The organism is Streptomyces sp. NPDC050423 (assembly GCF_040655445.1).
Lineage (GTDB): Bacteria > Actinomycetota > Actinomycetes > Streptomycetales > Streptomycetaceae > Streptomyces.
Genome location: NZ_JBFAJY010000027.1, coordinates 76,522 through 89,096 on the forward strand (window position 1 = coordinate 76,522; position 12,575 = coordinate 89,096).

Annotated in this window: 13 protein-coding genes and 1 pseudogene; 12 read left to right on the top strand and 2 right to left on the bottom strand. The window is 69.8% G+C overall.

All coding sequences use genetic code 11. The features are described from left to right. The first annotated feature begins 138 nt into the window (after window positions 1-138). From AB0I52_RS20730 to AB0I52_RS20760, 7 genes are all read left to right on the top strand, one after another. On the top strand, window positions 139-801 hold the full coding sequence (locus AB0I52_RS20730; RefSeq protein WP_363074567.1) for a thymidylate kinase: 663 nt from the start codon (window positions 139-141) through the stop codon (window positions 799-801). Next, complete coding sequence (locus AB0I52_RS20735) at window positions 798-2,084, top strand: MFS transporter (RefSeq protein ID WP_363074569.1); 1,287 nt, start codon at window positions 798-800, stop codon at window positions 2,082-2,084. Before AB0I52_RS20730 ends, AB0I52_RS20735 begins: the two co-directional genes overlap by 4 nt. A gap of 67 nt (window positions 2,085-2,151) precedes the next feature. Beyond that, the gene (gene asnB / locus AB0I52_RS20740) at window positions 2,152-4,362 is read left to right on the top strand and encodes an asparagine synthase (glutamine-hydrolyzing) (RefSeq protein ID WP_363074571.1); all 2,211 of its coding nucleotides are present in this window, start codon (window positions 2,152-2,154) and stop codon (window positions 4,360-4,362) included. After that, window positions 4,359-5,147 (top strand): CPBP family glutamic-type intramembrane protease, encoded by a 789-nt coding sequence (locus tag AB0I52_RS20745; protein ID WP_363074573.1) that lies wholly within the window; start codon window positions 4,359-4,361, stop codon window positions 5,145-5,147. Before asnB ends, AB0I52_RS20745 begins: the two co-directional genes overlap by 4 nt. Further along, window positions 5,144-5,932 carry a hypothetical protein gene (locus tag AB0I52_RS20750; protein ID WP_363074575.1) on the top strand — a complete coding sequence of 263 codons (789 nt, stop codon included), beginning with the start codon at window positions 5,144-5,146 and terminating at the stop codon, window positions 5,930-5,932. The genes AB0I52_RS20745 and AB0I52_RS20750 overlap by 4 nt, the downstream gene beginning before the upstream one ends. Then, window positions 5,932-6,216 (top strand): PqqD family protein, encoded by a 285-nt coding sequence (locus AB0I52_RS20755; protein WP_306052019.1) that lies wholly within the window; start codon window positions 5,932-5,934, stop codon window positions 6,214-6,216. The genes AB0I52_RS20750 and AB0I52_RS20755 overlap by 1 nt, the downstream gene beginning before the upstream one ends. Window positions 6,217-6,374: 158 nt before the next feature. After that, complete coding sequence (locus tag AB0I52_RS20760; RefSeq protein WP_363074577.1) at window positions 6,375-6,602, top strand: hypothetical protein; 228 nt, start codon at window positions 6,375-6,377, stop codon at window positions 6,600-6,602. A gap of 378 nt (window positions 6,603-6,980) precedes the next feature. Here the strand turns inward: AB0I52_RS20760 and AB0I52_RS20765 are convergent, their stop codons facing one another. Together AB0I52_RS20765 and AB0I52_RS20770 are read right to left on the bottom strand one after the other, a co-directional pair. Further along, window positions 6,981-7,298, bottom strand: a complete 318-nt coding sequence (locus AB0I52_RS20765; protein ID WP_363074579.1) for a hypothetical protein — start codon at window positions 7,296-7,298, stop codon at window positions 6,981-6,983. A 562-nt stretch (window positions 7,299-7,860) separates the two neighbouring features. Next, the gene (locus tag AB0I52_RS20770; protein ID WP_363074581.1) at window positions 7,861-8,745 is read right to left on the bottom strand and encodes a helix-turn-helix transcriptional regulator; all 885 of its coding nucleotides are present in this window, start codon (window positions 8,743-8,745) and stop codon (window positions 7,861-7,863) included. A 215-nt stretch (window positions 8,746-8,960) separates the two neighbouring features. Here AB0I52_RS20770 and AB0I52_RS20775 point away from each other — a divergent pair, with 215 nt between their 5' ends. The 5 genes and pseudogenes from AB0I52_RS20775 to AB0I52_RS20795 all read left to right on the top strand — a co-directional run bounded on the left by AB0I52_RS20775 (window position 8,961) and on the right by AB0I52_RS20795 (window position 12,537). Further along, on the top strand, window positions 8,961-9,977 hold the full coding sequence (locus tag AB0I52_RS20775) for a zinc-dependent alcohol dehydrogenase family protein (RefSeq protein WP_363074582.1): 1,017 nt from the start codon (window positions 8,961-8,963) through the stop codon (window positions 9,975-9,977). A 73-nt stretch (window positions 9,978-10,050) separates the two neighbouring features. Next, window positions 10,051-10,716 (top strand): SDR family NAD(P)-dependent oxidoreductase, encoded by a 666-nt coding sequence (locus tag AB0I52_RS20780; RefSeq protein ID WP_363074584.1) that lies wholly within the window; start codon window positions 10,051-10,053, stop codon window positions 10,714-10,716. Window positions 10,717-10,735: 19 nt separating this feature from the next. Continuing rightward, the gene (locus AB0I52_RS20785) at window positions 10,736-11,272 is read left to right on the top strand and encodes a cyclophilin-like fold protein (protein ID WP_363074586.1); all 537 of its coding nucleotides are present in this window, start codon (window positions 10,736-10,738) and stop codon (window positions 11,270-11,272) included. A gap of 35 nt (window positions 11,273-11,307) precedes the next feature. Continuing rightward, window positions 11,308-11,436: a hypothetical protein gene (locus AB0I52_RS20790; RefSeq protein WP_363074588.1), complete on the top strand. Its 129-nt coding sequence runs from the start codon at window positions 11,308-11,310 to the stop codon at window positions 11,434-11,436. Beyond that, window positions 11,426-12,537 (top strand): annotated as a pseudogene (locus tag AB0I52_RS20795) (MFS transporter). The gene AB0I52_RS20790 and the pseudogene AB0I52_RS20795 overlap by 11 nt, the downstream one beginning before the upstream one ends. The last annotated feature ends 38 nt before the right edge of the window (window positions 12,538-12,575 follow it).

Below are 12,575 nucleotides of genomic sequence, written 5' to 3' on the forward strand. Positions count from 1 at the left end.
AATGAAGAAGTACATCAAGCCGCAGGTCAAGAAGGTCAGCTTCGGTTCCGTTCTCTCGCACGTCGCGTGACACAAGGCTGCCGGGCCGCCGTCGCCACGGCGTGGCGACCCGGCAGCCGCCGCCCGAAAGGAAAATCCGTGCTGCTGGCACTCACCGGCACCGACGGGGTCGGTAAATCGACCGTCACCCGCGCATTCGTCGCCGCGCTGAACACGCGCGGGTACCGGGCCCGCACGGTCGATCGGTGGGATATTGTGGCCGATTCCCGGTATCCGGCAGCACGATTCCTGAGCCATGACATCAGAGATATTCGTACCTGTATCGCCGACATGCCCGGAACCTCCCGCCTGCTGTTTCTCATCTGGTCGATGGCCATGGCGTTGGAAGGCGCCCGTGAGGAGCCCGGGGAAATCGTGGTCGTCGACGGCTACTGGATGAAGCACGCCGCCAGCGAGATCGCCTACGGACTGGACCCGGAATGGGTCGAAGCCCTGGTCGCGGGAGTCCCGACGGCAGATCTGACCGTACGGCTCGGCCTTGACCTCGCCACGGCCTGGCAGCGCAAGCAGGGCGACCTCGTCCCCTACGAGTGCGGGATGGACCCGGCCTGCACCGAGGACTCGTTCCTCACCCACCAACGCTCGATCTCGGATCACCTGGACCGCTGGACAGAACGCAACCACTGGCCGACCCTCGACTCCACCCGTCCCGTGCCAAGGATCGTCGCCGAGCTGGTCGGCCTCGTCGAGCAGGCCGAACACGACCGCCACCAGCTTCCCTCCGGAGAATCGCGCGCATGACCGCCACCACAGAAGAAGGCTCCGAACCCGACGTCGATGACGTGTCGCGGCGTGCCAAGCGGTACTTCAACCGGCTGTGGGCGGGCGAGGCGGCGAGCGCCTTCGGCACCCGGATCAGCCATGTCGCGCTGCCCCTGATCGCCGTGGTCGTGCTCCACGCCCCCGCCTGGCAGGTCGGCCTGCTGACCGCCGCGGAGGGGTTTTGCTACCTCGGTTTCGGGCTGCACGCCGGAGCCTGGGTCGACCGCTGGCGACGGCGCCCGATCCTGATCGCATCGAGTCTGCTGAGGTGCGTACTGGTCGCGCTGATCCCCATTGCGGCGGCCCTGCATCTGCTTTCGCTCGGCCTGCTTGTAGCCGTCGCGTTCGGGGTGTCCGCCCTGACCATGTTCTTCGACCTGGCACTCTTCGCGTTCGTCCCGCTCGTCCTGGACCGCTCCCAACTGAACTGGGGCAACGCCCGCCTGAACGGCACCGACTCGGTGGCCCAGGTCGCCGGCCCGACCGTCGCCAGCGTGCTGATCGGGGTGCTCACAGCGCCGTACGCGATGGCCGTCGACGCGGTCAGCTATCTCGCCAGCGCGCTGGGCGCCTTCCTGGTCCCCGTACCCGAGGCCCGCCGCACGGCGGAGCCCGGTACTTCCCGGCGCCCGATCCGACTGGACATCCTCGAAGGCCTGCGCTTCCTGAAGGGCGAGAAGCTGCTGCTGATCCTGGCCGGCGTCTCCGCGAGCTACAACTTCTTCGCCACCGGTACGACGGCCGTCCTCGTCCCGCACCTGGTCCACGAGGCGGGCCTGGGCACCACCGGGGTCAGCATCGTCTTCGCGGTCTCCGGAATCGGCGGCGTGATCGGCGCCGCACTCACCGGTCGGCTCGCGGACCGATCCCCCGCCACCGCCCTGTGGGCCTTTCCCACCGCCTGCCTGTTCGGCGGGCTTCTGCTGCCTTGGGGCGACGGCTGGGTGGCCGGGCTGCTGGCGGGAATCGGCGGCACGTTCACCGGGATGGGCATCGTTGTGTACAACACCACCGCGACCTCGCTGCGCCAGAGCCGCACCCCGCCCGAAATGCTCGGCCGACTGCGCAGCGCCCTGCGCACCACTGCCTGGAGCGGGGCCACCCTCGGTGCCCTGGCCGGCGGGGCGCTGGCGAGCGCCGCCTCCCCGAAGCTGGCTCTGGTGATCGGGTCGGTCGGCGGTCTGCTCGTCTTCCTGGCCGCCGGACTCACGCCACTGCGCACGGTCACCCGGGCCGACGCCGAAGCGGCCAGACCCTCCTGAACCGTCCGCGGGAAGCCGGTTCGACCCCAAAGCATCAGCCCAGCAAGCTCGGAGAGAGGTCATCATCATGTGCGGCCTGGCCGGTGTCATCAGCACCAGCGGGACAGCCCTACCGCCGGAGACCCGGGGCACTCTGCTCAAGATGGCCGCCGCCATCGCCCACCGGGGGCCCGACGACGAACAGCTCCTGCTGGACGGCCCGGTCGGGCTGGCGTTCCGCCGGTTGTCGGTGATCGACCCAGCCGGTGGTGCCCAGCCGTTGACCAGCCCGGACGGCTCACTCGTGCTGATCGCCAACGGCGAGATCTACAACCACCGGGAACTGCTGGCAGGTCTTCCCGGCGTCCGACCGCGCACCGGATCCGACTGCGAGGTGCTGCTGCACCTCTACCAGGCCCGCGGCTTGGACTTCCTGGCTGAGGTTCGCGGGATGTTCGCCTTCGCCCTCTGGGACCGCACCCGCGGCACCCTGCTCCTGGGACGGGACCGCTTCGGTATCAAGCCGCTCTACCTCCACCGCGACGGAACCCGGATCGTCTTCGGCTCCGAGGTCAAGGCGCTCTTCTCCGATCCCCGCACTCCGCGCGGAATCGACTGGGCCGCGGCTCTCGCCGATCCGATGCTCTCGGCCACCCCTACTCTCTCCGGCGCGCCACCGACCAGCTGGTTCCAGGGCATTGAGCAGGTCCCGGCCGGCACCGTCCTGGAGATCGAGTCGGCGAACGGACGCACCCGCACCCACCGATACTGGCAACTCCCGACCCCGGGCGGCGACTCAGACGCCTCCGACGACGAGTTCGCCGCCGCCTACCGCGAGTTGCTGGCCTCGTCGGTCGCCGAGCACATGACGGCCGACGCCGAGGTGGGCCTGTTCCTGAGCGGCGGAATCGACTCCGTAGCGGTCGCCGCACTAGCCGCACGCACGGCCTCGTTGCAGACGTTCACCGTCCTCAGCGGGAGCACCCTCATCAACGGCGACGCCGAGCACGCCCACCGGGCAGCCGCCTCGCTGGGACTCACCAACCACCAGGTGCTCTTCGGCACGCAGGACATCCCCACCGCCGAGGAGTGGAAGCAACTGCTCTGGCTGCTGGAAACGCCGCTGTGCGGTCCGGAGCAGTTCTACAAAGCGGGCCTGCACCGCTACGCCCGCGCCGCCCGCCCGGACCTCAAGGTCGTCCTGGTGGGCCAGGGCAGCGACGAGTTCAATGGCGGCTATTCGGTCGGGCTGGGCGGCGGGGACTGGGCAGACCACGAGGAGAGCCTTCGGCAGATGGCCCGGCGCCGCGCACTGATCGACCGTCCGGAACTCGCCGCCTGGTGGGAGCATTCCGACCTCCCCCTCCTCTCCGACCGCGCCCTGACCGCCGACGGCCGCCACGCACTCGACGACCCGTACGCGGCGTACACCTCCAGCAAATACCGCGACCTACAGCAGTACAACTGCTGGCACGAGGACCGCACCGCATCCGGCAGCGGAATCGAAACCCGGGTCCCGTTCCTCGACCACCGGCTGGTCGATCTGCTCGCCACCATCCCCCGGGACCGCCGCCCGGCGCTGCTGCTCGACAAGCGCATCCTGCGCCTGGCCGTGGCAGATCTGATGGACCCGGTCCTGGCGGCCCGGCCCAAGGTGCCCTTCTTCTACGGGGAGGGTCGCCGCCACGCCTTCACCACCATGGTCTCCATGCTCGCCCATAACGGGGACGCGCTCCTGGAAGAGGCACTGGCGGCCCCCGGCGCGCGGACATATATCTCCGCGGACGCGGCCCGCGCCACACTGCGGCGCCTGGAGGCGGACTCCGAATCAGCACACGTCGACTTCCTGCTCAGGCTGGTCAACCTCGGCCTGCTGGAAACCATGACCACGGATCTGCCGGCCCCTCCCGCCCAGCACTCGCACACCGTCCCGACGGCGCTGCCGGTCGAGGACTGGGACGCGTCGGCGGACCAGCTCGCCGCCAGGTTCAGCGCCGCGCCGGGCACCGACATCGATCCGGATCTGGTTGTGGCCCTCGCTCCGGAGGTGCTACTCGCTCACGCCCCGGCGCTCGACGGCGGGTGGCTGATCCTGGTCGACGGGACCATCGAGTACCTGGTCGATCCTCAGGAGTCGGCGTCCTGGCTGGCCGTGCTGCGGGCCGTTGACGGGGTTCGGTCACTCAAGGAGATCCTCGCGGCAGTCGACTGCGCGCTGGAGGACGTCCAGGAGCCGCTCGACGAGGCCCTCCTGGCCGGGCTGGTCCAGCTCGGCGAGCCTGCGGACGTGGCACGGTGACGACCGATCAGCAGACTCAGGTGAACCCGGCCGGTCCGGATCCGACATTCGACTGGAAGGCGTGGCGGCTGGACGGCGGGCGAACCGCGGCTGCTGCCTGCGTGCTCGCCTACGCGGTAGCGCTCTGGGGCCAGGGGGGTTCCCTCCGGTGGGCAGGCGTGGCCGTAGGGGTCGAGACCGTTCTCGTCGGGCTGCCGTGGCGGGTGCCGCGCCGCCGGCGCAGCGGGCCGAGCTTCTGGGCCGAGACCTCGGCCGGAATGCTGGTGCCGGTCGGGGCCGCTGTCCTCGCTGTCGTGTCCGGCCCGTCCTGGTTCGGCGACTCGCCCGCGTGGTGGTGGTACCCACTGGGCGCCGCCGCGGGCATCGCGCTCGTCCTGCTGGGCGGGATGAACCTTCGCGCGCTGGTCTCCGGCGATCTGGCCTTCCTGTACGGGCCGACCCCCCGGCCGCAGGCGCTGGCCCGAGTGACGACCAGCCTGCTTTCACCGACCGGAGAGGAGGTGGTGTTCCGAGGGACGTACCTGGCGGCCCCCGCAGTCGCCGCCGGGCCGCTGGGACTCCTCGCCGCCGCGGCCTTCGTCGCCCGGCACCACATCGCACCTGGCGCCAATCGGCGCGGCTCGGCACGGGCGACCGTGACCGAAGTGAGTGCCGCGGCCGTGCTGCTGGGCCTCACCGTGGCTTCCGGCTCGATCCTGCCCGCACTGGTCGCGCACGTGGTCAACAACGCGCCGTCGATCGTCTTCGAGCTCCAGCGGGAGCACGACGAAGGAGGAACACCATGACCGACCTGCCCGGGGCCTCGCTGGCCTCCCTGGAGCAGTTGCAGGAGCTGGGGATTCTCCCGGCTGCCTGCCGCAGCGTCTACATCAGCGGCTCACTGGTCCGCGGCTGGGGAAACGCACTGAGCGACGTGGACATCTACGTCATTACGGAGGAGGACTACCGCAGCGAGACGGCGGTGTACGTCCAGGTGCCGTTGGAGCCGGACACCCTCCCGGTGGAGATCAAGTACGTCGATGGCCGGCGCTGGGACATCGAGTACTGGCGCACCGATCAGATCCAGCAAGTGATCTCCAAGGTCGACTGGTCGGTACTGGAAGGGACCCAGGAGGTCGGTCGCCGGCTGTCCACCGACGAGCTGGACTTCCTGGAGCGGCTTTCCTACGCGTATCCGCTCGCCGGGGCGGACTGGCTCGGGAGCCGTCAAAAGCAGCTGGCCGACTCCGGTCTGCGGTCGGTCATGGTCGCCCGAGCCCTCAACAGCGTCGACACCTACACCCAGGACGTCGTCGGCCAGCTCGAAGCAGGCGACGTGGAGAGCTCTGTGCTCTCCGTGAAGATCGCCTTCGGCTACGCGATGGACGCCCTGCTCGCCTTCGAGGGCGAGTACGGCCAGAACGCGAAGTGGCGGGCCCGGCGCTTCCGCACCGCCGGCCCCACGATCGTCACCTTCGACCAGTACTGGGCGATCGAGACGATGCAATCGTTCGACCCTTCGGCGCCCCGCGCCTGGGTCGAGGAGGCACTCCGCCTCTGCCAGCACGTATCCATGGAGGTATCCGTCTGATGTCCGACACTCAGCAGAACGTCCACGCATCGGTCCCCACCCGAAGGCTCGATGCCCGGGTCCGCAATGTCCGGGGGCAGATGATGATCGCCGGCCCCACCCAGGCCTTCGAGCTTTCCGAGACGGCCGCGTTTATCTGGAAGCAGATCGACGGAAGCAACACGGTCGCCCAGATCGGCCGTCTGCTTGCCGCAGAGTACGAGGTGGACGAGCAGACCGCCGTCGAGGACACGGCCGAGGTCATCGTCGAACTCGCGGCCAGCAGTGTCATCACCCTCGCCTGACGCTCACCAGGTCCTTGCGACGGGTGCCGACCGGGCACCGCTCCCGGTCGGCACCTGTACCGGATCTTCCGGGTGCAGCGACTGGCAGCCCGGCCGAGGTGCCAGCACACTGTTCATGCAGGACTTCGTCCGCCGCTTGCCCACGGCTTTCCGTCGCCGTGCCGATGGATCTCCAGCCAGCCTCGTTTCACCGTGAGCCGGTCGACCTCGCGCCGGCCGAGCCGATGGTCGAGGTACCCGACACCGGAGGGATCGAGGTGGGCCCCGAAGAAGTCGACCCGTTCGCCCGCCTTCAGCCGGTCCCCGTCCTGCGGCAGCCGTACGCGCGCGAAGGTCTTGTCCAGTTCGTCGATGAACCGTGCGACGGCCTTGACCCCGAATCCTGAACACGGGTTATGCGGCTTGTGCCAGCGTAGTTGGTGTGAGTTGGAGGGCTTTCTCGAAGGTGATCGGGGCCGTTGTTCATCCGCGGGCTGTCGTGGCCGGGCATGGGCGGCAGGCGCAGCAGCATGGTGAAGCGGGCTCCCGGCCGGCATTCGATCATTCCGCCGACATCGGTCGACAGACCGAGATCCTGCCTGCGCGGCCGGGTACCGGCACCTACATCTCCCATCCCACGCGCCCGTCGCGTGGCCGAGGCTCTCGCCTCAGCTGGGTCGGTGAACGTCCTGGCGTACCGGAGGTCACCCCCTTAAGGTAAGGCACCTTCTGTGCGGCCCAGCGGCCCAGCGGCTCGGTGGTCGAACGTCTGGCGGCCCCGCAGCTCAGAACGCGGCGACGCGGGCCGCGGCGGCGGCGATCGCGCCGGCGGAGCGGTCGACGTCGTCGCTGGTCGTGGACCAGTTCGAGAACGAGACGCGCATGACGTGCTCGCCCTGCCACTGCGTGCCCCCGAGCCAGCACGTGCCATCGCGCTGCACCTCGGCGATGATCGCACGGTTGGCGTCGTCGCCACCTGGGAAGCGCACGAGCACCTGGTTGAGGACGATGTCGTTGAGGACCTGTACACCGTCGACATCGCGAGTGAGGCGCTCGGCCATCCGACGCGCCTGCTCGCAGTTGCGCTCGACGATGGAGATCACGCCCTCGCGCCCCCCGAATTCCCGTCCCCGTGGCTGCCCGGCCGCCTGCCCGAACGTGAACTCGCCCTGTCGCTATCGATGTCCTGCCCGTTCGCGTCCCGCCGGAACAACATCAGCTCGGCCACCAGCGCCCCCTCCCATGATCGGTACAAGAGGTAATCGAAACGGCCGAGAGGGTATTCGGGACGGACGGAACCGCTCGCCCTCGGGGCGGTGCCGCCGCACATCACGCGAGGTGACTAGAGGCCCGGCACTGTGCCGGTGGCTGTCCTGCCTCACCTCGCCACCGAGTTCGAGGGGCGCCGACGTCCAGGTGCCGGGCCTGGGCGAGGCCGGGGACGAGTCTCTGACCCGGGACAGACGTCCTCTGTCATCCAATCGGGCGTTCGGCAACGAACCCAGCTGTTTCGGTTCTCTGGGAGTGAATCGAGTCATAAGGAGTGAGCAGGCTGGGGGTGTCGCATGTCGGTATCGACTGACGGCGCGCGGGTCAGCAATCGGCACACGAACCCACTTCGGTGCCGAAGGGCAACTGCCTTCACACACCCGCAGAATTCCAGGTTCAGCTCGTTCCGGAAGGTTCCGTTGCGTCGGCGTCTCGGGTGGCGGCCCAGGAGGCGAGGAGGCGCAGCCCCTCTTCGGAGGGTGAGCCGGGTTCGGCGGTGTAGATGGTGAGGGTGAGGCCGGGTTCGGCGGCCATCTCAAGTCCTTCGTAGGCGAGCGTGAGTTCGCCGACGGCCTGGTGGTGGAAGCGTTTGGTGCCGGTGCCATGGTGTCGGACGTTGTGGGCGCCCCAGCGGGTGCGGAAGTCGTCACTGCGAGTGGACAGCTCGCCGACGAGGTCGTGCAGGCCCTTGTCGTGGGGGTTGCGGCCGGCCTCGGTGCGCAGAATCGACACGGCGACGTCGGCAGCCTGGTCCCAGTCGGGGTAGAAGCGGCGGGATGCGGGGTCCAGGAAGTTGAACCGGGCCAGGTTGGCCTGGTCGTGGGGCGTGGCGTAGATGTCGTCGTAGAAGGCGCGGGCAAGCTGGTTGGTGGCGAGCAGGTCCATGCGGCCGTTGCGGACGAAGGCCGGGCCCGCGGTGACGGCGTCCAGGACCCATTGCAGGCTGCGGTGCGCCTTCCACTGGGGGGTACGCCGCCGGGGGCGTGTGAGCGCGTCGGAGCCGTCCGCCGCGTGGGCGAGGTTGAGCAGGTGGGCGCGTTCGGCATCGTCGAGCTGGAGGGCACGGGCGAGTGCTTCCAGGACGGCCGGGGAGGCACCGGCGAGGTTGCCGCGTTCCAGTTTGGAGTAGTACTCCACGCTCATGTCGGCCAACGCGGCGACCTCACTCCTGCGCAGGCCGGGCACCCGGCGCCGGCTGCCGGAGGGCAGACCCGCCCGTTCGGGGGTGATCTTCGCTCGCCGCGAGGTCAGGAACTCGCGGACCTCTGCTTGGTTGTCCACGCCTTCGACGGTACGTCCCGCACACGGCGGGAGGGATGTACCGGCAGTACACCCCTTGACCGTGCCTCGCTGGGCGCGCCAAGAGCGGGTTACCTGGATGGCGTGGTGCTTTTCGCCCGGCGTGAGCCGACCGGACACGACGCCACCTGGAACTCCACACGGCGACGGCCGCCAACCCCCGGTATGTCGCCCCGGTACGCAAAGGAACCCCTCTCATGCGCGGCGCAATGATCTACGCCCCCGGCGACATCCGCTTCGAGACGCTGGAGGACCCGAAGATCCTCAATCCGACCGACGCGATCATCCGCACGGCGGTGACATGTGTGTGCGGCTCGGACCTGTGGTCCTACCGTGGCACCGAGCCCACAGACGCTCCCCACCCGATGGGGCACGAGTACGTCGGCTTCGTCGAGGAGGTTGGCTCCGGCGTCACCTCGGTCAGGCCGGGTCAGTTCGTGATCGGCTCGTTCGCCACCTCGGACAACACCTGCGCGAACTGCAGGAACGGCTTCCAGTCCAGCTGCCTGCACCGCGAATTCATGTCCACCTGCCAGGCCGACTACGTGCGCATCCCCAACGCCCAGGGCACCCTGGTCGCCACCGACCACGTCCCGGGCGAGGAGCTGTGGCCCAGCCTGCTGGCCGTCTCCGACGTCATGGGAACCGGCTGGTGGGCCGCGGACGCGGCCGAGGTGAAGCCCGGCTCGACCGCCGTGGTGGTCGGGGACGGCGCGGTCGGCCTGTGCGCGGTGATCGCCGCCAAGGAGATGGGCGCGGAACAGATCATCGCCATGTCCCGCCACGAGAGCCGGCAGAAGCTGGCCCGCGAGTTCGGCGCCACCGACATCGTCGCCGAGCGCGGCGTGGAGGGCGTGGCGCAGATCAAGGAGCTGACCGGCGGCATCGGCGCCGACAGTGTCCTGGAGTGCGTTGGCACCGCCGAGTCCATGCAGCAGGCCCTGCACTCGGCGCGGCCGGGCGGCAACGTCGGCTTCGTCGGCGTCCCCCACGACGTGGCCACCGACGGGCAGGAGCTGTTCTTCTCCCACGTCGGCCTGCGCGGCGGACCCGCCCCCGTACGCCGCTACCTGCCCGACCTCATCGGCCTCGTCCAGGCGGGGCGCATCGACCCGGGCAAGGTCTTCGACCTCACTCTGCCTCTGGACCAGGTCGCCGAGGGCTACAAGGCGATGGACGAACGCCGCGCCATCAAGGCCCTCCTCAAGCCCTGAACCACCATGTCCGGACTCCGGAGCCGGGCACGACTGCCGCCCAGCCCCGGGACACCCTCGCGAAGGACTCACCGTGACCACGTTTGCTCTCATCGGGGCCGGCCCCGGCCTGGGGCTCGCCGCCGCCCGCCGCTTCGGCGCCGCAGGCCACAGCGTCGCGCTCATCGCCCGCAACGCCGAGCACCTGGACGATCTGGCATCCGAACTCGGTCGGGACGGTATCCAGGCCCGCAGCTTCACCGCCGACGTCCTCGACCCCGCCACCCTCACCACGGCCCTGCAGGCGGCCACCGAGGCCCTCGGGCCGATCGAGATCGCCCAGTACAGCCCCGTGCCCCGCGCCGACTTCATGAAGCCGGTCCTCGACACGAGCGCCGACGACCTCGACGCACCGCTGGCCTTCTCCGTCAAGGGCCCTCTCACCTGCGTCAACACCGTCCTGCCCGGGATGCGGGCACTCGGCCGAGGCACCCTGCTGTTCGTCAACGGCTCCAGCGCGGTGCGGCCCAACCCGAACGTCGCCGGCACCTCCATCGCGTTCGCCGCCGCGAGCGCCTACGCGGCAATGCTCCACGACGTGCTCGCCCCGGAGAACATCCACGCTGCCCAGCTGATCATCCCCGGGGCGATCCGCCCCGACGCCGAACACAGCAGCCCCGATGCCCTGGCCCTGCGCCTGTACGCCCTCCATACCGAGCGCAACGGGTTCCGCCACTATGCCGAGCCGTTGCCCGAATAACGACCGACTGGATGTCCTCATGAATCCCGCGGCCCGTCGCGGTCTGGTCCGCGTCGCTCCGGCAGCTGCCCTGCTGCTGGCCGTAGCCGCCTGCTCCAGCAACTCACAAGAAGCCACCCCGCCCGCCACCTCCACCTCCCCCGCGTCCTCGGGGCGGCAGGAGACGGCGGCATCCACCACACCGTCCACCTCCGAGGGGAGCGCTTCCATGGACATCCGGGTCACCCTCGACGGGCGCCCAGTCGACGCCACCTTGAACGACAGCCCCGCCGCCCGCGACTTCGCCGAGCTGCTCCCGCTCGCCCTGGACCTGGAGGACTTCCACGGCACGGAGCGGGTCGCGGACCTGCCGCGCAAGCTGACCACCGACGGCGCCCCCGCACCGGCCGCAGCCAAGGTCGGCGACATCGCCTACTACGCGCCCTGGGGCAACCTGGCCCTCTTCAACCAGAACGGGCCTTCCGCCTCGGACGATCTCCTCATCCTCGGCCGCCTCGACGTCGGCGCCGATCAGCTCGGCCGAGCCGAGCGCATCACCATCGAACCCACCTCCTGACCTAGTCAGCCACTCTTCCGGAAAGAAGCACATGTATGTCCTTCCCAGCCGGAGCCGCCCACGGCAAGCTGCCCTTCGTCGTCTGGGTGCTCGCCGCCGGTACGTTCCTGATGGGCACCACCGAGTTCGTCATCGCTGGCCCTGCTGCCGGAAATGGCCGGTGACCTCGGCGTCAGCGTCTCCCAGGCGGGCCTGCTGATCACCGCATTCGCCATCGGCATGATCATCGGTGGGCCGGCCATGGGACTGGCCACCCTGCGCCTGCCGCAGCGCAAGACCTTGGTCCTGCCCTCGCGGTCTTCGCTGGCGGGCACGTTGTCGCCGCCCTCAGCAGCTCCTTCACGGTCGTCCTCGTCTCGCGCGTGGTCACAGCCCTGGCCACCGGCGCGTTCTGGGCCGTCGGGTTCGTCATCGCCACTGCCGCCGCGGGTCCTGCCAACTCCACTAAGGCCGTCGGCGTCATGATGGGCGGCCTGACCCTGGCCAACGTCATCGGCGTACCGATCGGTTCGTTCGCCGGCCGGCTGGCCGGCTGGCGCGGCCCCTTCTGGGCCTTGGCCGCCCTGGCCGCCGTCTTCGTCGGCCGGTTCATCCCTCGAACGGAGCAACTCGCCGACGTGTCGGTACGGGCGGAGATCCGGGCCCTGCGGCAGGGCCGGCTGTGGCTGGCCCTGGCCGCCGCTGCGCTGATCATGGGCGGTGTCCTGGCGACGTACACCTACATCACCCCGGTGCTGACCGACCGCGCCGGCATCCGGGAAGGCGCCGTCCCGCTGGTCCTGGTCGCCTTCGGCGTCGGCGCTCTGGGTGGCACCGCCATCGGCGGCCGGCTCGGGGACCGCCGCCCCATGGCCACTGCCGTCCCCGCCGCCGCGGCCACCGCCCTGGTGCTGCTGTTGCTGATCCCGTTGTCGACCGGACCCGTCGCGGCCGTGCTCCTGGTCTTTCTCATGGCCCTGACCGGGTTCACCGTCAACCCGGTCGTCACCTCCCTGGCCGTCCGTGCCGCCGGCGACGCCCCCACTCTCACCTCGGGCCTGACCACCTCCGCCTACAACACCGGCGTCGCCGCCGGATCCGCCATCGCCGGTGTGGCCCTGGGCTCCTCCCTCGGCCTGACCGGGCCGGCCCTGGTCGGCGCCGTCTTCGCCGCGCTCACCCTGTTTCCGCTTATAACGCTCGCACTCAGTGGCAGGCGGGGCGTCGCCCAGCGCGCCATTCCAGCGGCTGTGCGAGACGACGCCTCTACACCGGCACACCACTGACATCCGCCCGAACACGGGCCACGGCTCGGCCATCGAAG

Coding starts and splice junctions, on each gene's coding strand:
- AB0I52_RS20750 (WP_363074575.1), top strand. CDS start 5,144: ATGACCGACCTGCCCGGGGCCTCGCTGGCCTCCCTGGAGCAGTTGCAG.
- asnB (WP_363074571.1), top strand. CDS start 2,152: ATGTGCGGCCTGGCCGGTGTCATCAGCACCAGCGGGACAGCCCTACCG.
- AB0I52_RS20775 (WP_363074582.1), top strand. CDS start 8,961: ATGCGCGGCGCAATGATCTACGCCCCCGGCGACATCCGCTTCGAGACG.
- AB0I52_RS20785 (WP_363074586.1), top strand. CDS start 10,736: ATGAATCCCGCGGCCCGTCGCGGTCTGGTCCGCGTCGCTCCGGCAGCT.
- AB0I52_RS20790 (WP_363074588.1), top strand. CDS start 11,308: ATGTCCTTCCCAGCCGGAGCCGCCCACGGCAAGCTGCCCTTCGTCGTC.
- AB0I52_RS20735 (WP_363074569.1), top strand. CDS start 798: ATGACCGCCACCACAGAAGAAGGCTCCGAACCCGACGTCGATGACGTG.
- AB0I52_RS20755 (WP_306052019.1), top strand. CDS start 5,932: ATGTCCGACACTCAGCAGAACGTCCACGCATCGGTCCCCACCCGAAGG.